The 23,141-nt window shown below is 56.5% G+C and carries 21 protein-coding genes and 1 pseudogene; 13 read left to right on the top strand and 9 right to left on the bottom strand.

Going from position 1 to position 23,141, the window contains the following annotated elements; genetic code table 11:
* Window positions 1-618 carry a transglycosylase SLT domain-containing protein gene (locus QRN61_RS17365; RefSeq protein WP_430962652.1) on the top strand — a complete coding sequence of 206 codons (618 nt, stop codon included), beginning with the start codon at window positions 1-3 and terminating at the stop codon, window positions 616-618.
* Between the two features lie 142 nt (window positions 619-760).
* Here the strand turns inward: QRN61_RS17365 and QRN61_RS17370 are convergent, their stop codons facing one another.
* Complete coding sequence (locus tag QRN61_RS17370) at window positions 761-2,062, bottom strand: OprD family porin (RefSeq protein ID WP_285374325.1); 1,302 nt, start codon at window positions 2,060-2,062, stop codon at window positions 761-763.
* Window positions 2,063-2,436: 374 nt separating this feature from the next.
* On the opposite strand from QRN61_RS17370, the gene QRN61_RS17375 reads away from it, so the two are divergent.
* Genes QRN61_RS17375 through QRN61_RS17395 form a run of 5 tightly spaced genes read left to right on the top strand, consistent with a single transcriptional unit; the run spans window position 2,437 to window position 10,604 of the window.
* Window positions 2,437-4,491 (top strand): type VI secretion system Vgr family protein, encoded by a 2,055-nt coding sequence (locus QRN61_RS17375; RefSeq protein WP_150368362.1) that lies wholly within the window; start codon window positions 2,437-2,439, stop codon window positions 4,489-4,491.
* Window positions 4,482-5,345 (top strand): DUF4123 domain-containing protein, encoded by an 864-nt coding sequence (locus QRN61_RS17380; RefSeq protein WP_285374326.1) that lies wholly within the window; start codon window positions 4,482-4,484, stop codon window positions 5,343-5,345. Before QRN61_RS17375 ends, QRN61_RS17380 begins: the two co-directional genes overlap by 10 nt.
* Before the next feature lie 33 nt (window positions 5,346-5,378).
* Window positions 5,379-8,636: a hypothetical protein gene (locus tag QRN61_RS17385; protein ID WP_150368364.1), complete on the top strand. Its 3,258-nt coding sequence runs from the start codon at window positions 5,379-5,381 to the stop codon at window positions 8,634-8,636.
* Window positions 8,637-8,658: 22 nt separating this feature from the next.
* Complete coding sequence (locus QRN61_RS17390; RefSeq protein ID WP_103367011.1) at window positions 8,659-9,633, top strand: tetratricopeptide repeat protein; 975 nt, start codon at window positions 8,659-8,661, stop codon at window positions 9,631-9,633.
* Window positions 9,634-9,638: 5 nt separating this feature from the next.
* Complete coding sequence (locus QRN61_RS17395) at window positions 9,639-10,604, top strand: tetratricopeptide repeat protein (protein WP_225135069.1); 966 nt, start codon at window positions 9,639-9,641, stop codon at window positions 10,602-10,604.
* Window positions 10,605-10,689: 85 nt separating this feature from the next.
* Here the strand turns inward: QRN61_RS17395 and QRN61_RS17400 are convergent, their stop codons facing one another.
* Window positions 10,690-10,986 carry a hypothetical protein gene (locus QRN61_RS17400; RefSeq protein WP_103367010.1) on the bottom strand — a complete coding sequence of 99 codons (297 nt, stop codon included), beginning with the start codon at window positions 10,984-10,986 and terminating at the stop codon, window positions 10,690-10,692.
* Window positions 10,987-11,477: 491 nt separating this feature from the next.
* Between QRN61_RS17400 and QRN61_RS17405 the strand changes: the two genes are divergently transcribed.
* Entirely contained in the window at window positions 11,478-11,747 is a 270-nt protein-coding gene (locus QRN61_RS17405) for a DUF2790 domain-containing protein (protein ID WP_285374327.1), read from the top strand.
* Between the two features lie 90 nt (window positions 11,748-11,837).
* Window positions 11,838-12,236 carry a hypothetical protein gene (locus tag QRN61_RS17410; protein WP_134786482.1) on the top strand — a complete coding sequence of 133 codons (399 nt, stop codon included), beginning with the start codon at window positions 11,838-11,840 and terminating at the stop codon, window positions 12,234-12,236.
* On the opposite strand, the gene QRN61_RS17415 is transcribed toward QRN61_RS17410, so the two are convergent.
* Window positions 12,233-12,502: a DUF1652 domain-containing protein gene (locus QRN61_RS17415; protein WP_007964586.1), complete on the bottom strand. Its 270-nt coding sequence runs from the start codon at window positions 12,500-12,502 to the stop codon at window positions 12,233-12,235. The two genes, QRN61_RS17410 and QRN61_RS17415, sit on opposite strands and share 4 nt — an antisense overlap.
* A gap of 370 nt (window positions 12,503-12,872) precedes the next feature.
* Here QRN61_RS17415 and eco point away from each other — a divergent pair, with 370 nt between their 5' ends.
* Together eco and QRN61_RS17425 are read left to right on the top strand one after the other, a co-directional pair.
* Complete coding sequence (gene eco / locus QRN61_RS17420) at window positions 12,873-13,358, top strand: serine protease inhibitor ecotin (protein WP_285374328.1); 486 nt, start codon at window positions 12,873-12,875, stop codon at window positions 13,356-13,358.
* A 21-nt stretch (window positions 13,359-13,379) separates the two neighbouring features.
* On the top strand, window positions 13,380-13,685 hold the full coding sequence (locus QRN61_RS17425; protein ID WP_003225174.1) for an NIPSNAP family protein: 306 nt from the start codon (window positions 13,380-13,382) through the stop codon (window positions 13,683-13,685).
* 24 nt (window positions 13,686-13,709) lie between these two features.
* Here the strand turns inward: QRN61_RS17425 and ilvA are convergent.
* A pseudogene (gene ilvA, locus QRN61_RS17430) lies at window positions 13,710-14,705 on the bottom strand (threonine ammonia-lyase, biosynthetic); the annotation flags it as partial.
* 251 nt (window positions 14,706-14,956) lie between these two features.
* On the opposite strand from ilvA, the gene QRN61_RS17435 reads away from it, so the two are divergent.
* Window positions 14,957-15,292: a DUF2834 domain-containing protein gene (locus tag QRN61_RS17435; protein WP_150368368.1), complete on the top strand. Its 336-nt coding sequence runs from the start codon at window positions 14,957-14,959 to the stop codon at window positions 15,290-15,292.
* Between the two features lie 139 nt (window positions 15,293-15,431).
* Here QRN61_RS17435 and QRN61_RS17440 read toward each other — a convergent pair whose 3' ends face one another.
* A complete protein-coding gene (locus QRN61_RS17440; RefSeq protein ID WP_103367005.1) occupies window positions 15,432-16,355 on the bottom strand; it encodes a magnesium transporter CorA family protein in 924 nt (307 codons plus the stop codon).
* 7 nt (window positions 16,356-16,362) lie between these two features.
* Window positions 16,363-17,937 (bottom strand): RimK family ATP-grasp domain-containing protein, encoded by a 1,575-nt coding sequence (locus tag QRN61_RS17445; protein WP_285374329.1) that lies wholly within the window; start codon window positions 17,935-17,937, stop codon window positions 16,363-16,365.
* A gap of 92 nt (window positions 17,938-18,029) precedes the next feature.
* On the opposite strand from QRN61_RS17445, the gene rimI reads away from it, so the two are divergent.
* Window positions 18,030-19,139, top strand: a complete 1,110-nt coding sequence (gene rimI, locus QRN61_RS17450; protein WP_150368369.1) for a ribosomal protein S18-alanine N-acetyltransferase — start codon at window positions 18,030-18,032, stop codon at window positions 19,137-19,139.
* 144 nt (window positions 19,140-19,283) lie between these two features.
* Here the strand turns inward: rimI and QRN61_RS17455 are convergent, their stop codons facing one another.
* Together QRN61_RS17455 and QRN61_RS17460 are read right to left on the bottom strand one after the other, a co-directional pair.
* A complete protein-coding gene (locus tag QRN61_RS17455) occupies window positions 19,284-20,429 on the bottom strand; it encodes a PQQ-dependent sugar dehydrogenase (RefSeq protein WP_150368370.1) in 1,146 nt (381 codons plus the stop codon).
* Window positions 20,430-20,481: 52 nt separating this feature from the next.
* Window positions 20,482-20,823, bottom strand: a complete 342-nt coding sequence (locus tag QRN61_RS17460; protein WP_027612717.1) for a hypothetical protein — start codon at window positions 20,821-20,823, stop codon at window positions 20,482-20,484.
* 189 nt (window positions 20,824-21,012) lie between these two features.
* Here QRN61_RS17460 and ku point away from each other — a divergent pair, with 189 nt between their 5' ends.
* Complete coding sequence (ku, locus tag QRN61_RS17465; protein ID WP_027612716.1) at window positions 21,013-21,885, top strand: non-homologous end joining protein Ku; 873 nt, start codon at window positions 21,013-21,015, stop codon at window positions 21,883-21,885.
* 146 nt (window positions 21,886-22,031) lie between these two features.
* Here ku and lpxO read toward each other — a convergent pair whose 3' ends face one another.
* On the bottom strand, window positions 22,032-22,931 hold the full coding sequence (gene lpxO, locus QRN61_RS17470) for a lipid A hydroxylase LpxO (RefSeq protein WP_027612715.1): 900 nt from the start codon (window positions 22,929-22,931) through the stop codon (window positions 22,032-22,034).
* Between the last annotated feature and the right edge of the window lie 210 nt (window positions 22,932-23,141).

A 23,141-nucleotide genomic window follows, 5' to 3' on the forward strand; every position in this document is an offset into this window, starting at 1 on the left:
ATGTCGGGGCGGACGGCGGGACTTTTGATACTGGCGGGATTAGTCAGCGGCTGCGGCACCTCGCCGCCGCGTTCGCCGGAAGACATTTGCGAGATCTTCCGCGAGAAAAGCGACTGGTACGACGCGGCGCAAGTCACGCAGAAACGCTGGGGCGTGCCGATCCAGGTGCCCTTCGCGATCATGTATCAGGAGTCCGGCTACCGCTACGACGCCAAAACACCGCGCAAATACCTGTTGTGGGTGATTCCGTGGGGCCGGGTATCGACAGCCGCCGGCTATGCCCAGGCCAAAGATGAAGTCTGGGCCGACTACCAGAAGAGTACCGGGCGCAACTGGGCCGACCGCGAAGACTTCGATGACGCCATCGATTTCGTCGGCTGGTACATGGACAAGACCACTTCGATCAACGGCGTGTACAAGTACGACGCCTACAACCAGTACCTGAACTACCACGAAGGCTGGGGCGGTTTCCGCAACAAGACCTACGCCAGCAAGGCCTGGCTGATGCCGACTGCGCGCAAGGTGCAGGCGCGCTCCGACGTGTATGCGCGGCAGTATGCCGGGTGCAAGGAAGATCTGAATCGCGGCTTCTGGAGCCGGTTCTGGCATTGGTTGTAGGGATGACTATCAGGCCCAATCGCGAGCAGGCTCACTCCTACAAGGGATCGATGGCGAACACGCTATCGCCGTCTGCCTAAATCCCTTTGTAGGAGTGAGCCTGCTCGCGATAGCGGTCATCCAGGCGCCATAGTTCTCAGGGTTACAACACCGAAAAGTTGTAACTCACAATCAACCGGGTCTCATCCACATCCCGGGCAAACTTTTCATAGTTGGTGCGGTAAGTCGCATTGCGCAGGCGCAGGCTGACATCCTTGAACGTGCCCGTCTGGATCACGTACTTCAACTCGCTGTCGCGTTCCCACTCTTTGCCCTCCTGATCACTGCCCGGGACCTTGATGTGATCACCGTTGACATAGCGGGTCAGGAAGCTCAGGCCGTTGATGCCGATGGCCTTGAAGTCATAGTCATAACGCAGCTGCCAGGAGCGCTCCTGCGCCGCGGCGAAGTCGTTGACCTGCACGTAGTTGACCAGATACGGGTTACTGCCATCGAGGTACGGCATCGAGTTGTCGCCGTTCATGCGCTGCCAGCCGGCGCTGAAGGTGTGGCCGCTGATGCCGTACGAGAGCATGCCGCTCAAGGCGCGGTTGTCGATGGAGCCGGCCTTGGCATCACCGCTGTCGGCGCTTTTCAGCAAACGCAGATCGGCCTTCAGCACACCGTCACCCAGCGGCTGGTTAGCCAACAGACCCACAAAGTGCTGGCGGTAGATGTCTTCCAGTTCGGCGTAGTGGTACTGCGCGGTCAGGCGATCGTTGATCTTGTAGTCGAAGCCGTACATGTCGAAATGATCGGCGGTGGTGTTGCAGGCGTAGCGCTTGTTCTTGCAGTGCACGCGGATGTCTTGCGAGTCGGTGGAATCGCGCGCGGTGTACTTGTCCAGACGCGCGGCCATGAAGGTCAGATCCTTCACTTCTTTAGAGGTCAGCATCGCACCGTTGAACATGGTCGGCAGCAAGCGGCCGTCGTTGTACTTGAGCAACGGCAGATCCGGCAGCAGCGCGCCGTACTTCAATACCGTGTCCGAAACCTTGACCTTGGCGGTCAGGCCCATTTTCGAGTACTGGCCCTTCGAGCCGCGCGGGTTGTCGCCGCTGGATGGCAACAAGCCGCTGTTGCTGCGATCAGGGCTGGAGTCGAGCTGAAAACCGAGCATGCCCAGCGCATCGATACCGAAGCCGATCGTGCCCTCGGTGTAACCCGATTGCAGATTCAGAATAAAGCCTTGCGCCGACTCTTCACGCTTGGAAGCGCCCTGGTCACTGGAGGTATGCCCATCACGGAAATCGCGGTTGAAGTACACCGTGCGCGATTCGATTTTCGCCGTGGTGTCTTCGAGAAAACCGCTGGCCTGAACCTGCGCGGCAAAACCGGCGCACAGCACAACGGCTCCGAAGCCAAACGACTGGCGCGGGGTGATGAGAGGGAATGGGGGACGCATGAAAAACTCCAACAGTACAGCGTTTGCGCCGGGGCGCAGTCAGCCAGAAAAATAGCTCCCGTCCCGGGTCAAAAACAGCCGGGAAGAAGTGGACACGCAGGGGTGAGTTGCAATGATGGCAGATGGCTTTTACGGGTTGAAGGCGACTTTAGTCTGAAACTGACTGGCGATTCTTCGGCCTGCGATTGGCTCAAATCATGCGCTGACCAAGGGCTCACGACTGCGAAGCCCCCGGTTTCATTGGGTTTAAACGCCGGCATAGGGGTTTTCCCTATACCCCGCGGGCCCCCTCTCTACGGCATTTGCGCCTTGAACGAGGCGGTTTAATCCTCCATCATCCGTCACCTGCTTATTCAATGGACGGAATTCAAGGCATGCTGGACGCCAACGCTACCCACATTACCCTTACCCTCGAAGGCGCCTCCGCCGACCTGCAAGTGCTCAGCTTCACCGGTCGCGAAGCCCTCAACGAGCCTTTCCGTTTCGACCTCGAACTGGTCAGCGCCCGCCCCGACCTCAAACTCGAAGAGCTGCTGCACAAGCCCGGCGTCCTGACCTTCGGCGCCACCGGCGAAGGCAAGATTCATGGCCTGGTGTATCGCATCGAACAAGGCGATTCCGGCAAGACCCTGACCCGTTACAGCATCAGCCTGGTGCCGCAGCTGGCCTATCTGCGGCACAACCATGACCAGCAGATTTTCCAGAACCTCACGGTGCCTAAGATCATCGCCCAGGTGCTGGAAGATCGCGGCATTCTGGCCGACGCCTACAGCTTCCAGCTCAACGCCGAGTATCCGCAGCGCGATTACTGCGTGCAGTACGACGAGTCCGACCTGCATTTCATCCAGCGCCTGTGCGAAGAGGAAGGCATTCACTTCCACTTCCAGCACAGCAGCAGCGGGCACAAACTGGTGTTCGGCGACGATCAGACGGTGTTCCGCAAACTCAAGGCCGTGAGCTACCAGCAAGACTCCGGCATGAGCGCCGATAAACCGGTGATCAAGCGCTTCAACCTGCGCCTGGAAACCCGCACCACGCGCGTCAGCCGCCGCGATTACGACTTCGAAAAACCGAAGATCCTGCCCGAAGGCGCGGTAAAATCCGAGTTCGCCCCGGATCTTGAGGACTACGATTACCCCGGTCGTTTCACCACCCGCGAGCGCGGCAAATTCCTCTCGACCCGCGCCCTCGAACGCCATCGCAGCGACTACAAACTCGCCGAAGGCAAAGGTGACGAACCGACCCTGACCAGCGGCCACTTCCTGACCTTGGCCGAACACCCGCGCGCTGAATGGAACGACCTGTGGCTGCTGCTGGAAGTCTTCCACGAAGGCAAACAACCGCAAGTGCTCGGTGAAAACGTCACCAGCGACGTCACCGACAACAAAAGCGATTTCCACCAGGGCTACCGCAACAGCTTCCTCGCCACCCCGTGGGACGCGCACTACCGCCCTGCCCTCGAACACCCGAAACCCAAAGTCCTCGGCAGCCAGACCGCGGTCGTCACCGGCCCGGCCGGCGAAGAGATCCACTGCGACCAGTACGGCCGCATCAAAGTCCAGTTCCACTGGGACCGCGACGGCCAGTCCGACGACAAAACCACCTGCTGGCTGCGCGTCGCCAGCGGCTGGGCCGGCGCCGCCTACGGCGGCATCGCCATCCCGCGCATCGGCATGGAAGTCCTCGTCACCTTCCTCGAAGGCGACCCCGACCAGCCACTCGTCACCGGCTGCCTGTACCACAAGGAAAACGTCGTCCCCTACGACCTGCCGGCAAACAAAACCCGCAGCACCTTCAAAACCCTCAGTTCCCCGGGCGGAAAGGGCTACAACGAGTTTCGGATTGAAGACAAAAAGGGTGTGGAGCAGATCTACATCCATGCCCAACGCGATTGGGACGAGAACATTGAGCACGACCAGAAGATCCGCGTGGGCAATGAGCGGCATGACACGGTTGAGGCCAACACCTACAGCGAATTCAAAGTCGAAGAGCACCGCATCACCCATTTGAATCGCGTCAGTGAAATGCGCGCAGATGATCACCTGACCGTCGCAGTCACCCAGCACCTCAAAGTAGGCACAGCGCAATTCGTCGAAGCCGGCAGCGAAATCCATTACTACGCCGGCCAGAAAGTCGTCGTCGAAGGCGCCATGGAACTGACCGCCAAAGCCGGCGGCAGCTTCGTCAAGGTCGACGCCGGTGGCGTGACCATCAGCGGCGCCGAGGTGAAGGTCAATACCGGCGGTGCGCCGGGCGTAGGTACGCCGGCCGCCCCGTTGCTGCCAGGGCCGATGAAAGTGGCGGATGTGGATAAGGCGGGCAAAGTGCTCATCCCGCTGCCCAAACGCCTCAACGAGTCCGGTATCACGCCGTTGTGCGGCAAACAAAGCAACGGCGCTTGCAGCCGTAAGGATTGCACATGCATGTAAAAGCACTGAGCGCCCTCCTCGAAGCGCCGCGCTACGCCTTCGAGGGTTTGCCGAAAGAAAGCTCCGACCTGAGCCTGTGTTTCATCATTGATCGCATCCGTCAGCCAGAAGCCATGAGCCGCCTCTACCGGGTCGGCGAACCCGTCGACACTCAAGGCCTGTTCCTCAACACCGACTTCGCCGAAATCGCCGCTGACGGCCCTCTCTGGCTAGTCGCACCGTGGGGCAGTCGTCTCGCTGCAGAAGCGGCAAGTCTCTGCGAAGAGAACTTTGCCGGCATCGCCCTCACCACAGCAGATCCAGTCAAAGCACTTGCACACGCCCGCTGGCTCCTGCGTGCCAACGATGGCTCCGGCGGTCAAAGTCTGTTGAGTTATCACAAGCCAAGTCTGTGGGCCGCGCTGGCCTACACCGCCGGTGAAAGTTCGCATCAGCTCTACGGCCCTTGGCAACACGTATACAGCCCGGCACCGGTTCACTTCGGGCGCAATCGCGGTCGCTGGCTCAGTTGGCGAGCCCTTTCGGAACTTGAATGGCTGGGCGACGTCTCAGCGTTCAACCTGCCACCAGCAGCGCCAAAGGTTCAGGAGCATCTTGGATGGGTTTACTGGGCAGACGAGCAATACTCTGCCTACGGTGAACCTACCGACGAACAACTGCCCAACCTCGTGGAAAACCTCAATGTGCTGGTTGCCCACAACATTTACGAAGGTCGTCATTTACTGAAACTGGGCCAAATCACCAACGGCCCGCTGCTCGAAACGCAGCCACAGGCAATGGCCATCCTGCAATCCAGGGAAGAGTCGTTCATCATAGTGCAGCAGTTGCAGAAACTCGATAACAGCGCAGCTTGATGACCCCGTCCGTAAAGAATGAATGGAAGCGAAATGGAACAGAACATCAGCACAGCAACTAACACCGAGTCAGCACCCACAACAGCAGTAGTCGCTGATGAAGCTTGTGCAAAACCGCCTCGGGATATCGGTGAACAGCCCGAAGCGCCGGAAGATACACCAGGCGATCACGACAAAGTGAAAACGCCCTGCTCCACAGTTTATGGCAGCGCAATTTACGACACTGAGAATGAATCATTTTGGCTGCTGCCGGAGCGGACCAACTCGGCACTAAAAGAAGCTTCCAGCGATCTGGAACAAAAAGTCAGCTCCACCAAATCACCCGAAGAGCGCAAAAAAGGGCTCTACGAATCGGGTCTCCTGGAGTACTTCCTTGAGCCCAAGCTGGCAAACTTTCTTGAGGGCGAAGAGAAGTCCCGGATGTTGGAGATCGAAGCTCAACATCCCAACATAAGCAATTTGGACGCGGCGCTGCTTGAAGCTCAACAGAGCAGGAAAGCCGCAGCACCAGAAGCAGCACCACCTGCGACGCCCCTCACGCGCCTCGAACAGGATCAGATTAAAAGAACCGAAATGATGACCGCCCGTGACGATGCTACTCGCGTGCACGGCATGTACAGTGAATGGCAAAAGCTCAAGCGCACCGCCATTGCCGCAGCCAAAGAAAAAGGCTACGCGTACGAAAGCGGCAGCCTTTATGCGCCGAAAGCCATCGCCGCACGTGAAGCCGTTCAAAAATATCTGAAAGCACGAGAGGCGTTGTTAGAAGACAAGGATCTCACCACGTTAACGTCGGCAGAACTCGCCCCGATGCTCGCTCAGGACAAAAAGCGAATAGATGAGATCGCGATGTGCGGCACCAATAATCAATTGATGCTGTGTACATATGTGCGGGACCAGGAAATCAAACGCAAGGAAAGGAAAGCGACCTATAGCGCTTATCTGGACGCCATCACCGATGTTGCCCAATACGGAATCGCATTGCCCGAGTTTGCATTGATCCCCGAGGGCGGAGCAGTCGAGGGTGGCGTCGACTTGTTCAAGCAGTATCTGGCGCTAGAGAAAGAGCAAAAAGAGGTCAATGAACGCCTCAGTGCCAAGTACAAAGGCTGGATTGAAGCAAGTGGTCGACAAGCCAAGGCGCCCACCAACCTTGTGACCAATGAACGTGCCGCCTGGGACCGGCTGCAGGCGTCAAAAGAAAAGCTACGGCTCCAGGCTGAGAACAACGTGGAAACTGCGACTGTTCGCCGTCATCTGTTGTGGGAGCCAGAACAATTTCAGGCGAGACCTGAAGAGCGTTTGATCAAGAATGGCTTCCCGCTGGCCGAGATGAGCATGGCGGACAGCCTCAACAAGCCGCTCACCTATCTCAGCATGTATTCACTGCCACGACTCAAACAGACCGTAAAGGATGACTGGAAGAAAGTAGGCGCCAAGGTCAAAGATCTGGCGAAGCGTCCGGGCAATAGCGATGGAAAAGCAGCGACCGACACTGAGCTGAGCTTGTTCGGACAGTGGCTGAAAGACGAAGGTGCATTGAGGATCAAGGATCAGGAAAGCGACTGGTTCTCCTCAGAAGGCTGGTTCGAGATCGAAAAATTCAACGCCTACCTTGAAAGCAAGAAGTACAAGGTCACGGCGCTGGAGAATGCTGGTACGCGTAAAGAATGGGGGGATCGATTGCAGCAAGTGTTGTTCAAGGACAACGTACGCAAGACCTTCCGCATTTTCGATATCACTCCGCAGGCACAGCTGGTTCGTTGCCTGATGCCTTCCACCACGAAGATCATCCACTCGTCGACAAAAGTAGAGGGGCCAGATTGGACACTGGCCGAAGGGTTCCAGGCCTCGGCCAAGGCGACCTTTGCCGTTGACCTTGCAAGGGGTGAAGTCGAACTCTTTAAAGTCGACTTGCCAGACCGTGCCAACGCTAAAGATATCGTCATCACCTACCGAAACGCCGAAGACATACAGCAGAAGATGAACCTCGGACGGTTCTCGCTCTATCTAGGCGCGAAGGCTTGGGGCTACGCCGGAGCATCGTTGCTGCTTTCTTCGGAAATTGCACTGGATGTCAGCAACGCTGGCTTCCATTTAGCGCCTCCCGAACCGGTTGTGCGCAACCCCGATAAGCGCAGCTACGCAAGAACTGAGAAAAGTGGCCAAATTAAAAAAGCTCCAGAAAATCTACAGATACAGGATGGCGCAAAAGCCGCATTCAATCTGTTCGCTGGTCTGCAAACCGGGATCATGGTCACCGGAGCGCTGAACTGGGCTCCACCTTCCGAAGTAGCCTTGCTAACCAAAGCCCCCGTTGCTGGTAAAGCCGCAGGAATGAAAGCCAGCGAATGGTTTAGCCTTGCGCGCTTGACCGTGGAACTCAATGCCGCAGCCGGTCTCGGTGCGAGGGCTGAAGCGAGTATTTCCCTGCACGAGGGCCGTCTGATTCTGGTGCTCAAGGCCGCATTGATAGCCGGCCCGGGCGTTGGAGGCTCCTTCAAATTCGAGGTAGGCTACGACGCCGTCACTGAACTGCTTAACATGTTCCGTAGAGAACTTTATAAAAACAAACAGAATCCGTACTTTGTTATTGAAGATAAAACCTACGCGTACCTTTCGAAATTAAATACTCTGGCCATTGGTGGCTTTGATATCCGCATGATTTATCTCATGGGTGCTGATGCCGTGATGACGCTTTATGAAAGCTTGACTGCAACGGGCAAAGGCGGCGCGATAGCTGACACCATTATGTCTTATGACAGACAAGCCGAATTAGAAGAATGGTGTGTAAATGCGATACCTGGTGCGCTTGGACCGCTATTGATGACGCTTATTAGTCCGCCAAGCGAGTTCAATGTTAAGGTTTCAGACTCCTCAGGAAGTTCGGATAAAAAAGAACGCAAATACACTGAAGACGAAGCCTACCTTCTACAGCAGCGCGCAGTCGAATGCATATTAGGCTGGATTGTTAACAATGCGGAAAAACAAGGTTCTATAGAAAAAGCACAGAGTCAATTTGAAGAAATTTGTATGTGCATGAATAAATTTGGTTTAAAGCCGGCAAATGCAGATCAAAAATACTGCGAAAGCCGTTTAGCTCTTGACAACTTTATGAACGAGCCAGTGCTTCGTCTTAAATCAGTATCCGGAGAAGAGATGCGTACGCGCTATAAGAACCACGTTAAACTTCTAGGCGCCAAACGTGACTCATATTGTCAGCGCACCCAATACTCAGGAAGAACATATATCCCTTCGGGAGTAGTAAAGTACATAGCCCCCACCCTTTAAAAATTATCACGAGCACAAAAAAATGCATGTACGACTGCTTTTATTTATTATGCTTTCCCTTTCAAACATCTACGCAGCACAAGCAGAACTAAATACAGAAGACGCACAATCAAAAAGCCAAGGTATTATTCTTTACAACCAACTTAAATTCGAATCTGCGACTCCTTTTTTGCAGAAAGCTTCCGATGCTGGAGATCATGAAGCGCAATATTTCCTAGCAGAAGCATTGAGAAAAAAAAACCACTACATGAATCCTGAGGCAAGAAAGTGGTATGAGGCGTCAGCACAACAGGGTGATCTATATGCGATGATACAATTGGGCCGTACTGAAAATGATATGTGCGATATCACTCAAGACTGCTCGACACCTCAAAAAAAACCTATTGAATGGTTGAATCAAGCAAAAAAAATAGCGCAGGAAAAATCTGAACTCGGCAATGCAGAAGCAATGTACCTAATGTATGAGATCACTCTTGATGAGTCATGGCTGAAAAAAGCCGCACTCGCAGGTGATGCGCAAGCACAATATTGGATCGCAATTGGTTACAAACAGGGTGAAGGTTTTTTCTTGCCATGGAAGCGTTCTGAAGAAATAGAAAAGTGGTTCAAGCTATCTTCCGAAAATGGAAACCCTAAGTCGATGATGGAATACGCAGCTCTGCTTTATGAAAAGGGCGACGTTGACGGCTTTCGTTATTGGAATGAGCAAGCTGCCCTAGTAGGTAATGCTGAATCGGTTTACAACTTCGGGTCGTATCTTGCTCACGAGCCTGATACTTTCGGCTTCCCCTACGATCCTGTGAAAGCATACTCGCTCGTATCCTCCCTCCGCATCTTGGATGGTGGTGGAGGAATGAAAGTTAACGTTGAATACAAACTCCCAATTATTGCTGCAAAACTGACAAGCTCACAAATCTCAGAAGCAAATGAGCTCTCTAAAAAGTGGGCGCTTTCTCACCCTCCGCTGTCATTCTTTCCTGAAAAGCTAAGCCGTTAACTCCCATGAAAATTACTATCGCAGGCTTTTTGCTGGTCACCTTCGCCCCCACCGCACTGGCACTAAGTGACTACGAACTTGCAATGAAGTCTCGCGGCATAACTCTTTACAATCAGTTTAAAACTATCTCTGCAACTCCTCTACTGAGAATAGCAGCAGAGGCTGGAGACCATGAGGCACAATATTATCTTGCTGAGTCATTACGGCAAAAAAATAGCTACATGAATCCTGAAGCGAAAAAGTGGTATGAAATGGCAGCTACCCAAGGGGATCTTTATGCAATGATCCAGCTTGGGCGAGTAAAAAATGATCTATGTAAATTATCAGAAGACTGCCCTGCCACAGACAAAATACCATCGGACTGGTTGAATCAAGCATCTAGCATCGCTCAGCCTAAGGCTGAAGATGGAAATACTGAAGCCATGTACATAATGTATGAATTAACGCTCGATACAACTTGGCTAGAAAAGGCAGCCGCAAAAAATCATCAAATCTCACAGTATTTATTAGCTAAAAGCTACAATCAGGGAGACGGCTTTTTCCTTCCATGGAAACGCTCGGAAGCGGTTGAAAAATTATTCAAAGCTTCAGCTGAGAGTGGGTACCCGCCCTCCATGATGGAATACGGAGCCCTTCTTTATGAAAAAGGTGACATTGAAGGCTTCCGTCATTGGAATGAGCAAGCAGCTTTAGCGAGCTACGCCACAACAGTTTATGGTTACGGTTCTGACCTTGCTCATGAGCCAGACACGTATGGATTCCCATTCGATGTCGTTAAAGGTTATGCCCTCGTTTACACATTGAAGGAGCTAGACGGCGGTGGCGGCTTACAAGAAAGAGTAGAGAGTAAGCTACCGAAAATTGAAGCAAAGATGACAGCTGAGCAAATTGCAGAAGGTAAAAAATTTGCAAAAGAATGGAAGGCGACTCACGCACCACTTTCGTTCTACCCGGACAAACTAAGTCGTTGAAAACCTAGCTTAACGTTCAAACGGGAGGAGTAGATGGCGTGGGGGCCGCCCACTCGCATTCCTACTCCCGTTCTCATTCAAGGCATCAAACCGGCGCCTTCCAATCCAGCATCTGCTGCTGTGCCACCTGCAGCAAATCATTGCCGTCCTGCGCCAGCAAGTACAGCGCATGGGTAATGTGTGGAATGTCCTGAACATCACCATGGCGGAAGCACATGCAATGCAGGGTTTCGAGCAGGTCGCTGCAGGCCCGGATGCGCTGGACGGCGGACTCGAGTATGTCTTGGGGGTTAGCTTGGGTGTCGATGACCATTGGCGCGCTGTCGGTGACGCCGCTGTTGAGCGGGTGATAGCGGTTTGGGAGCGGATTTAGTGTTGGCATTTTGATTACTCGATATTTTAGAAAGTAACCGCCAGTACCGTGACCAAACAGTGGGAGGCGGCCGCATGCAGGATTGGTCAACTGAGACAACGCCAAAACTCAGCTCGCCCGAAGGCGCCCTGCACACAGCCGCCATAACAGCGCACTGCAAAGACATAGAAGTCCGCAGCGCAAATGATGGCACATCTGCAATGGTGTCGTGCTCAGGTGACCAAACCCGAGCCGCTGATTTTGCAGCGACGCCAAACCATACCCGCCCTGCTCCCACCGCCGAAAGCAGACAAGGCATCACCCCTTGTAGGAATCGGCCCCGTATCCCCGAGAAATCCTCCCTCTGCCAGACAGCCGGCGTTCAGCCAGGTTAACCATCACTTAACGCCGCAGTCCAAGACTGTACTGAACCGCACACCTCAGCCCCTGGCTGGCGCCGAGTGCGGCAGGTTCGGCTGTATGGCGCCGAACGCTTATTCCGTCGCACGGGAGTCCGATTCATGAACATTCGCACGCTATTGCTCACCTCCACCCTCGCCTGCAGCGCATTCGCCGGGCTGGCTCAGGCCAATGACACCAACGCTGCTACCCAGCCCGTTCCCTATCAGTACGGCATGCCGTTGCATGTGAACAAAGTGATTTCCCTGACCGAGCCACAGACTCAGCAGTGCAAGGTCATCACCGCCGACATGAAGTACATCGACAATGCAGGCAAGCCGGCGGAAATCACCTACCGGAAAATGTCTGACGCCTGCAGCTTCCAGAACTGACAGAAGGCTCTGATTTGCGGCTTTGCGGTAGGCGGTGAAGGGCTCGAGGGTTATGCTCGGGATCACTTCTCACTGCCGCAAGGACTCGCCATGCAGTTGTCGTTTCGCACGTTGTCGATCATCACATCTTTGTTGTGTTTCGTGCTGGCGCTGGCTTGGGGCTTTTTCCCGCAGGTGTTGCTGGCGATCTGGAGCATTGAGTATTCGTTCGCTGCCGGTTTTGTTGCACGGCGCAGTGCGGTGCTGTTTGCGGCGTTGGGGGTGATGTTTTATCTGGTGCGCAGCGCGCCGCCGTCGCTGGGTCGCAATGCCCTGAGCAACGGGTTTATCGTCGGTTGTTTTGGTCTGGCGGTACTGGGTTTTGGCGAATGGCTGAACGGCCACGCCGGCCCCGGGATTCTGCTCGCGGTGCTGGTCGAGTTCGCGCTGGGCCTAGGCTTTGTGCAGGCCCGGCGCGTGACGGTCGAACTGGGTGAAACGGTGAGTTAAAGCGCTCTGGAGCGAGGACTGTAATGCTGTGGTGTGGTTTGTTGCGCCAGATCCGAGCGCAGGCCGGCAATCAGTTCGTTGATCTCGCGACAGCCATTGAGATGGCTGGCGTCGATACCGCTGACGTGCAGATCAACCTGGTCAGTCTGGTGGTCGCCGAAGACCTTGACGGTCATCGACAAGTCTGGTGACAGCGTGCACTGGCAGCGTTTAGGCAGAAAACTGCTTTCAATGATATTGCGTAGTTCCAAGGCAGACAGAAACATGATGAACCTCTCCTTATTGATGAAACTGCCAATCAACTCTTCACGTTGACCACTTTTGCTGCCCCTGCACGGGTGTGTCCCCGCTGATTCCCTGGTGCGGCAAACGGTTGTACTGCGAAATGCCCATTGGAGTGTAGGCGCCCGAAGCCGGTGCGCTGCACCAAAGCGACGCATAAAACGTGCCTTTCATCGGGTCATTTCGACCCTCATGAAATCAAGCACTTGGCACGGTGGCCAGCAGTTGGCCAGTTGCAAAATGCAAGATTGACCTTCCCGAGCACTGCAATTTGCAAGTCGACGCCGGTTTGCATTCATCGCTGATGACAGTGAGAATGCCCGACATCCACCCTACACCCGCCAGGAGGCTTTCATGGGTTCTTTACGCGCTCGCGCGACAATCGGTCTGCTCGTTGCCGGCCTGTCTACCCTCGCCCACGCGGCCAAACTCGAAGACGTCGCGCCGTATCCCAAAGCGGAAAACGGCTTCACCCGCCAAGTCATCTACCTGCCCAAACAGGATCAGGAGGAGAACTTCCAGGTTGAAGTGCTCGCCGGCAAAACCCTGGAAGTCGACTGCAATCGCCAGCGCCTGGGCGGCGCTCTGGACGAGAAAAACCTCGAAGGCTGGGGCTATCCGTTCTACCGCCTGGAAAAAGTCATTGGCCCGATGAGCACGCTGATGGCCTGCCCAACCGGCACCGCGAAGAAACGCGCCTTTGTCCCGGTTGTCGGTGACGGCTTCATGCTGCGCTACAACAGCAAGCTGCCACTGGTGATCTACGCCCCGAAAGATGTAGAGGTGCGCTATCGCATCTGGTCGGCTTCGGACAAGGTCGGCACTGCTATTGCGGAATGACCTGAACAGGGAGCGCCAAACGTGATTACCTGCCATGTGCGATACGTGATCGATCCGTACCAACTGACCGAATTCGAGGCCTACGCCAAGGCCTGGCTGGGCATCGTCGAGCGCTTGGGCGGCACGCATCACGGCTATTTCCTGCCCTCCGAGGGCGCGAGCAACATCGCTTATTGCCTGTTCAGCTTTCCCTCGCTGGCCGATTACGAAAGCTACCGGCACATCGCGCTGACCGACCCGGAAAGCACGGCGCTGGTGGAATCACTGGTGCAGAAGAAATTCATCGTCAGCTACGAGCGCAGTTTCCTGCGCCCATTGCTGCCCTGAGCGGTATCACGCCGGGACGCCGCACATCGCGGCGCGCTCGGCGACATGGCGCAGGCTGTCGAAGTTGATATTCGCGCCGGAGTCGATCGCGACGAAGGTTTGCCCGCGAACACCGCTGCGCGCCACGTATTGCTTGATGCCGGCCACCGCCAATGCCCCGGAAGGCTCGGTGATCGAGCGGGTATCGTCGTAGATATTCTTGATCGCCGCGCACAGCTCGTCATTGCTGGCGGTGATCACTTCGTCCACACAAAACCGGCACACCTCAAAACCATAAGCGCCGATCTGCGCCACCGCCACGCCATCGGCGAACGTTCCGACACTGGGCAACACAACGCGCGCATCCGCTTGCAGCGCCGCCTTCAGGCAGGCCGAATGCTCCGATTCGACACCGATGATCCGTACCTCCGGTCGCAGGTATTTGACGTACGCCGCGATGCCGGCGATCAGCCCGCCCCCACCGACCGGAACGAAGATCGCATCCAGCGGCCCCTGATGCTGACGGAGGATTTCCATGGCCACCGTGCCTTGGCCGGCGATCACGTCCGGGTCGTCGAATGGAGAGACAAAGGTGCGCCCGGTCTGCTCGGCGAGTTGCAGCGCATGGGCCAGGGCAAACGGAAAACTCTCGCCGTGCAGCAGCGCCTCGGCGCCCCGACTTCGCACCCCAAGCACCTTGAGTTCGGGCGTGGTCGAGGGCATGACAATGGTCGCCGCGATCCCCAGCTCCCGCGCTGCCAGCGCCACGCCTTGGGCATGATTGCCCGCCGAAGCGGTGATCACCCCGCGTGCTTTCTGCGCATCGCTCAATTGCACCAGCTTGTTGTAGGCGCCACGGATCTTGAAGGAGAACGTCGGTTGCAGGTCTTCGCGCTTGAGCAGGATCCGGTTGCCCAGCGCCTCGGACAGCGCCGGCGCCGCCTGCAACGGCGTGCGCACGGCAATGTCGTAGACCGGCGCGGCGAGGATCCTTTTCACGTACTGCTCAAGCAGGGCTTGCTGGTCGGGGCTGTGCGGCATGGTCGTCTCCTGACGTTTTGATCAGAACCCCGGAGACAGAAAATAAAAACCCGCCTCTAGGGCGGGTTGGGTGCTGCAGTCGTGAGCTAGCCCGCCAAATGAGGAATGGCGGTAATAATGCTTGGCTGGCAGCGCAATACGGTGGAAGTCATAGGCCTGAAATTAGCCCGGCGGCGGCCAGCGAGTCAATGGCTTATTTGCGGATGCGAAGGTAGGCTGGCGATTCTGCTCATCACCCAAGGAAGGAATGCATGATGTCTGTCGCCCTGCCCCTCACTGCGTTGATTGCGTTTACTGGCTACACCGTATCGGTGATGCTCCAGGCCGAACAGTCGTTGATCGACTTCGGTATCAGCCTGATGTCGCGTCCGGACACGGCGCAGGTGGTGATTGATCTGTATCTGCTGGCGACGCTGGCCGGGGTATGGATGGTCAAGGACGCCCGCTCGCGAGGGATGTCGGTCTGGTCGGTGGTGCCGTATCTGTTGCTGACGGCGGTATTTGTGTCGATTGGGCCGTTGTTGTATCTGGTGGTGCGTGGGGTTCGGGAGCAGAGGAAGTCTGCTGAGGCGACTCAAGCGAGCTAAGCCTGATTTTTCCTGCTGAATAGCTATCGCTGGCAAGCCAGCTCCCACAAAGACTGGAGTTGCCTGCAAGGTTCGCGCCCCCCCCAAAAAAACTGTGGGAGCTGGCTTGCCAGCGAAGGCGTCGGCAAGCTACCACAGATCACTTGGCCAACCGCCGCAACCCAAACAACATCCCCCCCGCCCCCAACAACATCACCAGCAGAAACAACGGGTAAGAAATCCACCACGGCGTGCCTGCCGTCATCATGCTGAACTCGGACATCCCGCCAATGCTCGCAATCAGGTTCAACGGCAGAAACACCACGTTGATCAACGTCAACTTACGCAGCAGGTTGTTCATGCTGTTGTTCATCAAGTTGCCGCGCGCATCGATCAGCCCCGAGAACACCGTGGAGTAGATCTCCGCCTGCTTGTAGCACTGGTTGTTTTCGATGATCAGGTCGTCGATCAGCCCGATCGCTTCACTGCCGAAATGCTGTTTTTCCGCGTGATTGCGCAGCCGCGTCAGCACCGCGCCGTTGCTGTGCAGGGCGTTGATGTAATAGATCAGGCTTTCGCTGAGGTTGAACATCTGCACCAGGTGCTGGTTCTGCATCGAGGCGTTGAATTTCTGTTGCAGCTCGCGGGCCACCAGTTTGATCACCTTGAGGTGGCCAAGGTAATGGTGGATGTTGTTGAACAGCAGATCGAGCAACACATCCAGCGGTGCATTGAGCGGTTGGCGTGTGCCGATGCCGTGCAGCGGCGTGTCGTCGGTGGCGATCACCAGCAGTTGCCCGGGCGCAAACAGCAGGCCACAGGACGACACTTCAAACGCCAGGCTGCCACCGCCGGAATAGTTTTCCGGACGTTTCCAGATCAGGAATAAATGATCGGGGTGAAACTCGATTCGCGAGACCTCGTCCGGGTCCAGCGCCGAGGCCAGCGCGTGTTCGTCGACCTTGTAGTGGCTGTGCAGCAAATCGCGTTCGGCCGCATCGGGGTTGCTGAACAACATCACCTCGGCGTCCAGCCGCTCGACCCGCTGCAGCGCGCCATGACTCAATGCGAAACTGCTGATCATCGGCGCGTCACCAGGCCTGGCCGCGACGCTTGAGCTCCAGCCGTCGCACGAACTCCTCCAGCACCAGTGAATACAGATCGTCCTGCAAGTAGGCGTCTTCGATACCGGCATCGAGGTTGGGGTTGTCGTTGACCTCGATTACTACCACTTTGTCGCCGGCCTGTTTCAGGTCCACGCCGTAGAGGCCATCGCCGATCAGGTTGGCGGTCTTGACCGCCAGTTCCACCACCGCTCGCGGCGCCTCGTGAACGGCCAGGGTACGGCACTCGCCGTTGATGTCCTGGCCCTTGGCTTTGTGGTTGTAGATTTGCCAGTGTCCCTTGGACATGAAGTATTGGCAGGCGAAGATCGGTTTGCGGTTGAGCACGCCGATGCGCCAGTCGTACTCGGTATAGAAAAACTCCTGAGCCAGCAGCAACACCGAGTGTTCGAACAGTTCAGCGGTGGCTTCAAGCAACGCCTGCTGGCTTTCAACCTTGATCACTCCGCGAGAAAAACAGCCGTCGGGGATCTTCAGCACCAGCGGAAAACCGAGGCGTTCGCCGACCCGCTCGAAGTCTTCCGGTCGTTCCTTGTAGAGAATTTCGGTGGCGGGCATGCCCAGTTGGTGGCTGTTGAGCAGGTCGGTCAGATACACCTTGTTGGTGCAGCGCAGGATCGACGTCGGATCATCCATGACCACCAGTCCTTCGCTTTCGGCTTTTTTTGCAAAGCGATAGGTGTGGTTGTCGACGCTGGTGGTCTCGCGGATCAGCAAGCCGTCGTACTCGGCGATCCGCGCATAATCCCTGCGCTCGATCAGTTCGACGTCGATGCCCATGCGTTTGCCGACCCGCACGAAGTTTTCCAGCGCCTTGGCGTTGGATGGCGGCAAGGCTTCCTGCGGATCGTGCAGGATCGCCAGGTCGTAACGCGCCACTTGTGGCGAGCGTGGCGCCCGCCAGACTTTACGGCTGAAGCCGTCCAGCGCATTGGCGAACTGATCTTCTTGGTCATCACGCAACTTATGCAGAGCGCCGGACTTTATGCCTTCGATGTGCCAACCGTTAGTTCGACAAAACTCAACTAACAGGATCGGACAAGGAAACACTTCGAATAACTGTCGAGCCAGATCCTGCAGCGGCTCGATATGCGTCTTACCGAAGTAAAGTGTCAGGGTAAAACCTTCGGTATCGCTGTAGAGATGATGGCTGAGGGCCTTTTCCAGGGTTTTATCGAGATCGTCCAGTGCCAGACCGTAAAGTGATTTTTTGGTCAGCTCGCTGATGGTGCGCACCGATGGAATCACCTTGTGGCCGCGGGCTTCAGCCAGTAGCGAGCAGTAGTAACCGTGCCCCAGGTACTTGTAGCTGCGGCACAGATTGATCACCTGCACCCGCTTGCCCGGCTCGCTGTCACGGGTTTGCTCGAGGTATTCCTGAGCCGTGACGATGTCCTCGCTGGGAAAGTACGAGGCCCAGTCTTCCTTGCGTTCGACGATAATCAACACTTGACTGGAAGTTCTGATGGCTGGATTTAAAAAAGTTGCCGCCGGCAAACTTTGCTCGGATACTTCGCGCCAATGACCCTGTACCGCTGACATAGAGATTGATCCGTTGGAGAACAAGACCATTTCTATTAAGCACGAAGTTTTTCGAAAGTCCCGTTTCGTTACGCAACTTTTACGGTGGTCATATGAATGCTGTTTTTCGTTTGGCGGTAGTTGAAGATCTGCCAGCGCTGCTGGCCCTGGAAATGCAATGTTTCACCACCGACCGGCTCACCAGCCGCAGCTTTCAATGGATGATCACCCGCGCCCATGCGCAGCTAATGGTCGCCGAGATCGACGGTCGATTGCTCGGCTACGCACTGGTGCTGTTTCATCGCGGCACCTCGCTGGCGCGCCTGTACTCGATCGCCATTGCCGGGGAAGCTCGCGGCAGCGGATTGGGCAAACAGTTGCTGCAACGTATCGAGGCCTGCGCCGTCGAGCATGACTGCGCATACCTGCGCCTGGAAGTGCGTATCGACAACCCCACCGCCATCGCGCTTTACGAGCGCAACGGCTACCGACGCTTTGCGTTGATTCACGATTACTACGAGGACCACGCCGATGCGCTGCGCCTGGAAAAGCGCATTGTTCAGCATCGTGATTCGCGCAACATCAAGGTGCCCTATTACCCGCAAACCACTGAATTTACCTGTGGCCCGGCTTGCCTGCTGATGGCCATGGGCGCGCTGCAACCTGAGCGCTTGCTGGAGCGGCGTGAGGAATTGCAGATCTGGCGTGAAGCGACCACGGTGTTCATGACCTCCGGCCATGGTGGCTGCAGCCCCCAGGGCTTGGCACTGGCGGCCTGGCGACGGGGGTTTCGGGTGCGTCTACAACTGAGTATGGCCGGACCGTTGTTTCTCGATGGCGTGCGCGATGAGCATAAAAAAGACGTCATGCGCCTGGTGCACGAGGAGTTCACTGCGCAAATGCACGAAACCGACATCGATCGGCAGATTGGCACCCACCTGGATTTGCCGAAGTTGTTACAGGCTGGCGGACAGCCTCTGGTGCTGATCAGCAGCTATCGCCTGACCCGCTCCAAATCACCGCACTGGGTCATGGTGACCGACTGCGATGAAGACTTTGTGTATCTGCACGATCCGGATGTCGATCACAGCCAGCATCGTCAGCCGATGGACTGCCAGCATGTGCCGGTCAGCCATGGCGAGTTTGAGAAGATGAGCCGGTTTGGGCGTGGGAAATTGCGCGCGGCGGTGGTTTTGTATGCCCGGAATGAAATCTCTGGCTGACCCGTTGTAGTGAGGGGATTTAGCGAAACGTCGCACCGCCCCGATGGCGCGAAGCGGGCCCTCCTGAATTTTTAAGGGCCTGCTGCACAGGCCATCGGGGATAAATCCCCTCACTACAGTTGAAACTCAGTGTCTGAAGTGAAGTTATTTCAGACCGATTTTGTACAACGAACCATCCTGCTCATCCGTCAGCACATACAGATACCCGTCCGGCCCCTGCCGTACATCGCGAATTCGTTGTTTCAAGTCGCCCAGCAAACGCTCCTCGTGCACAACCCTGTCGCCATCGAACTGCAGCCGGATCAGCTCCTGGCTGACCAGCGCACCAATAAACAGGTTCTGCTGCCAAGGCTTGAAGCGGTCAGCGTCATAGAACGCCATCCCGCTGACACCGGGGGACTTCTCCCAGACATGGTGCGGATCAACCGCACCCTCGACACTCTTGCCCTTGGCTTCCGGGATCGGTTGCAGCGAATAGTTGATGCCGTGAGTCGCCAGCGGCCAACCGTAGTTCTTGCCGCGCTCAATGATGTTCACCTCATCGCCGCCACGGGGGCCGTGTTCGTTTTCCCAGATAGTGCCATTCCACGGATTGAGCGCCGCGCCCTGCGGGTTGCGCTGGCCGTACGACCAGATTTCCGGACGCACACCGGATTGGCCCACGAACGGGTTGTCATCCGGCACCTTGCCGTCGGGGAAGATCCGCACGACCTTGCCCTGCAGCTTGTCGAGATCCTGCGCGGTCGGTCGGTCGTTGTTTTCGCCCAGGGTGATGAACAGATAACCGTCGCGGTCGAACACCAGTCGTGAGCCGAAGTGGTTGCCGGTCGAGAGTTTCGGCTCCTGACGGAAGATCACCTTGAAATCGCTGATCGTCTTCAGGTCATCCGACAGCCGCCCACGCCCCACCGCCGTACCGGCCTTGTCCCCGGCACCACCGCCCTCGGCGTAGGACAGATAGACCAGACGATCCTGTTTGAAGTCCGGCGACAGCACCACGTCGAGCAAACCGCCCTGGCCCTTGGCCCAGACCTTCGGCACGCCACTGATGGGCTCGGAACGCTTGCCGTCGGGTGTAATCACCCGCAGGTTGCCCGGACGCTCGGTCACCAGCATCCCCTGACGATCCGGCAGAAACGCCAGCGCCCAAGGGTGCTGAAGGCCTTGAGTAATCGTGGTGACTTCAAGGGTGCCCTGCTCGCTTTGCAACTCTTGTGGAGCAGCGGCGAAAGCTGGAGCGCTGATCAGCGCGCCGGCGCACAGCGTGGCTAGAAGGGTTTTACGCAACATGCACGATTCCTTTTGTTCATTTCAAAGGCTGACAGGAACGCAGTCCCGCCGTTCAACGGTTGCTGTCTCCATCGCGTGGCGGTGGGTTGGGGATGAATCTGGGCGGCGTACTCGGTACCGAACGCTGCTGCTGACCATTGCCAATCCCACCGTTGCCAACGGTAGGCGTACTGGGTACCGGCACTGTATTCGGCCCGCGAATCGCCGGCGCGCTGGGCTGCGTGCCCTGCATGCTGTTGGGATTGGCCCGGCGGATCGGGCTGTTGTAGGGATTGTTGTTGGTGCCGGTGGGACTTTGCGCCAGCAACAGCGGCGCGGACGGTGCCGCGACGTCGGCATGCGCCAGACCGGCCCCAAGGAGCAGAACGATAATGCCTGGCAGTATTCGGTTCATGGGGTGGCCTCGCGGTGCACAGGTGATAGAGCCTTCGAGTCCACGCTACGCCCCGGGTTCGGATTTGTTAACCCGTCGCCCTTAAACAAGATGTAACACGGCTTGACCGGCAACGCCGCGCGCCACGCAAATGCCGGAAACTTTCACACTGCGCCACAGGTCACCTGATCATCACTTGGAGAACTCACCATGGCTCGGGCAATCTGGAAAGGCGCGATCAGTTTCGGACTGGTACACATCCCTGTCGCGCTGGTGTCGGCAACCTCTTCGCACGGCGTGGACTTTGACTGGCTCGACAGCCGCAGCATGGATCCGGTGGGCTACAAACGGGTGAACAAGGTCACCGGCAAGGAAGTCACCAAGGAGCACATCGTCAAAGGTGTGGCCTATGAAAAAGGTCGCTACGTGGTGCTCAGCGAGGAAGAGATCCGCTCGGCGCACCCGGTGTCGACGCAGACCATCGACATTTTCTCCTTCGTCGATGCCGAGCAGATCCCGCTGCAGAACATCGACACACCCTACTATCTCGCACCTGACAAGCGCGGCGGCAAGGTCTACGCCCTGCTGCGCGAAACATTGAGCAAAACCAACAAGGTCGCCCTCGCCCGCGTCGTCCTGCACACTCGGCAATATCTGGCAGCACTGATGCCGCTGGAATCGGCGCTGGTGCTGGTCAAACTGCGCTGGCCGCAAGAGGTGCGCGGCCTCGACGAACTGGAACTGGGCAGCGAGGTGACCAAGCCGCAACTGGCCAAGGGCGAGCTGGACATGGCTAAACGTCTTGTGCAGGACATGAGCGGCGACTGGAGCCCGGAGGACTACAAGGACGAGTTTGAAGACAAGATCATGGCCCTGGTTGAGAAAAAGGCCCACGAAGGCAAGATCGAGGATGTCGAGACCGTGGGTGGCGAGGAGGAGCGCAAGTCTGCGGATGTTATCGACTTGACCGAGTTGCTTAAACGCAGCCTGGGCGGTAAAGCGCCGGCCAAAGCGAAGGCAAAAGAAAAGCCTGCCAGTAAGGCAGCCCCGGCGAGAAAGACCAAAAAGGCCTCGGGGGAGTAAATCAGATGCGGTTCCTGTCAGGAAGCTGACAGGTTGGCTTTGAGAGACTCATCGCTCCCACAGTTGAAATGCGTTCTTTCCTGAACTCACATTCCACTGTAGGAGCCAGCCTGCTGGCGATGGCATAAACAGGCGCGATACACCGGTCAGATCAAAATGAAGATCGCCAGCAAACCGCCAAAAATCGCCCACTTTTCCATGTAATAGCGCGCGCGATTACGTTTTTTCAGCTCTTTACCACGCAGGCGAACCTTGTAGATTTTGGTAAACAGGCGGTTGATCCCACCAGTGCGGTCACCCGCGTCGTTCGGCGCACCGGCCGCGGACATCACGGTACGGCTGAACCAGCTGTTGAACGCTGCCGCCCAGCGATATTTCATCGGGCGCTCGATGTCGCAGAACAGGATGATGCGGTTTTTGTCGGTGGTGTTTTCGGCGTAGTGGATGTAAGTCTCATCAAACATCACCGCTTCACCGTCGCGCCAGTGGTAGCTCTCACCGTCGACATTGATGTAGCAACCGGCGTCGTTCGGCGTGTCGAGCCCCAGGTGGTAGCGGTACGAACCGGCATACGGGTCACGGTGGCGAACCAGTTTCGAACCCGGTGGCAGCTCGGCGAACATCGCGGCCTTGATCGAACCAATGCTCTGCACCAGCTCAGTGGTGCGCGGGCACAGCTTCATCGCCGACGGATGGCTCTCGCCGTACCATTTCAAGTAGAAACGCTTCCATCCACTTTTGAAGAACGAATTGAAACCGACGTCATCGTACTGATTCGAGCGCTTGATCTCACCGGCACGCAGCAGATCCTGCCCTTCCTGGCGAATTTCTTCCCAATGCGCCTGCAACGGGCTCAGGTCCGGAAACTCGGACGGATCGAGATACGGTTTGTTCGGCTTCTTCGAAAACAGGTAAAGGAAGCAGTTGATCGGGGCCAGAAACGTCGAGTGATCGCTCAATTGACGGCCCAGTTTGTGACGCACACGGCCACGAAGGTGAACGTATGCAATCGAAATGACATAAATAGCGGCAATGATGAGTTTCACGGAAATCGTCACACGTCAAAAGTGAACAAACTGCGCGCCTGCCGGCCGGAGGCCCAGGGTCTATGCAGTGGCATGAATACAGATACTATCCCGGTGGCACTTCCTTGAGCCCATGCCGTTAGCGGCTATTGGGTAATCGGATGGCATTTTAGCCATACTTTGTAACCAATGGTGAACCTGATCTGTTAAAAACTGTCCGCAGAATTTGCC

The sequence above is a fragment of the Pseudomonas sp. lyk4-TYG-107 genome (assembly GCF_030209055.1).
GTDB classification, from domain to species: Bacteria; Pseudomonadota; Gammaproteobacteria; order Pseudomonadales; family Pseudomonadaceae; genus Aquipseudomonas; species Aquipseudomonas putida_A.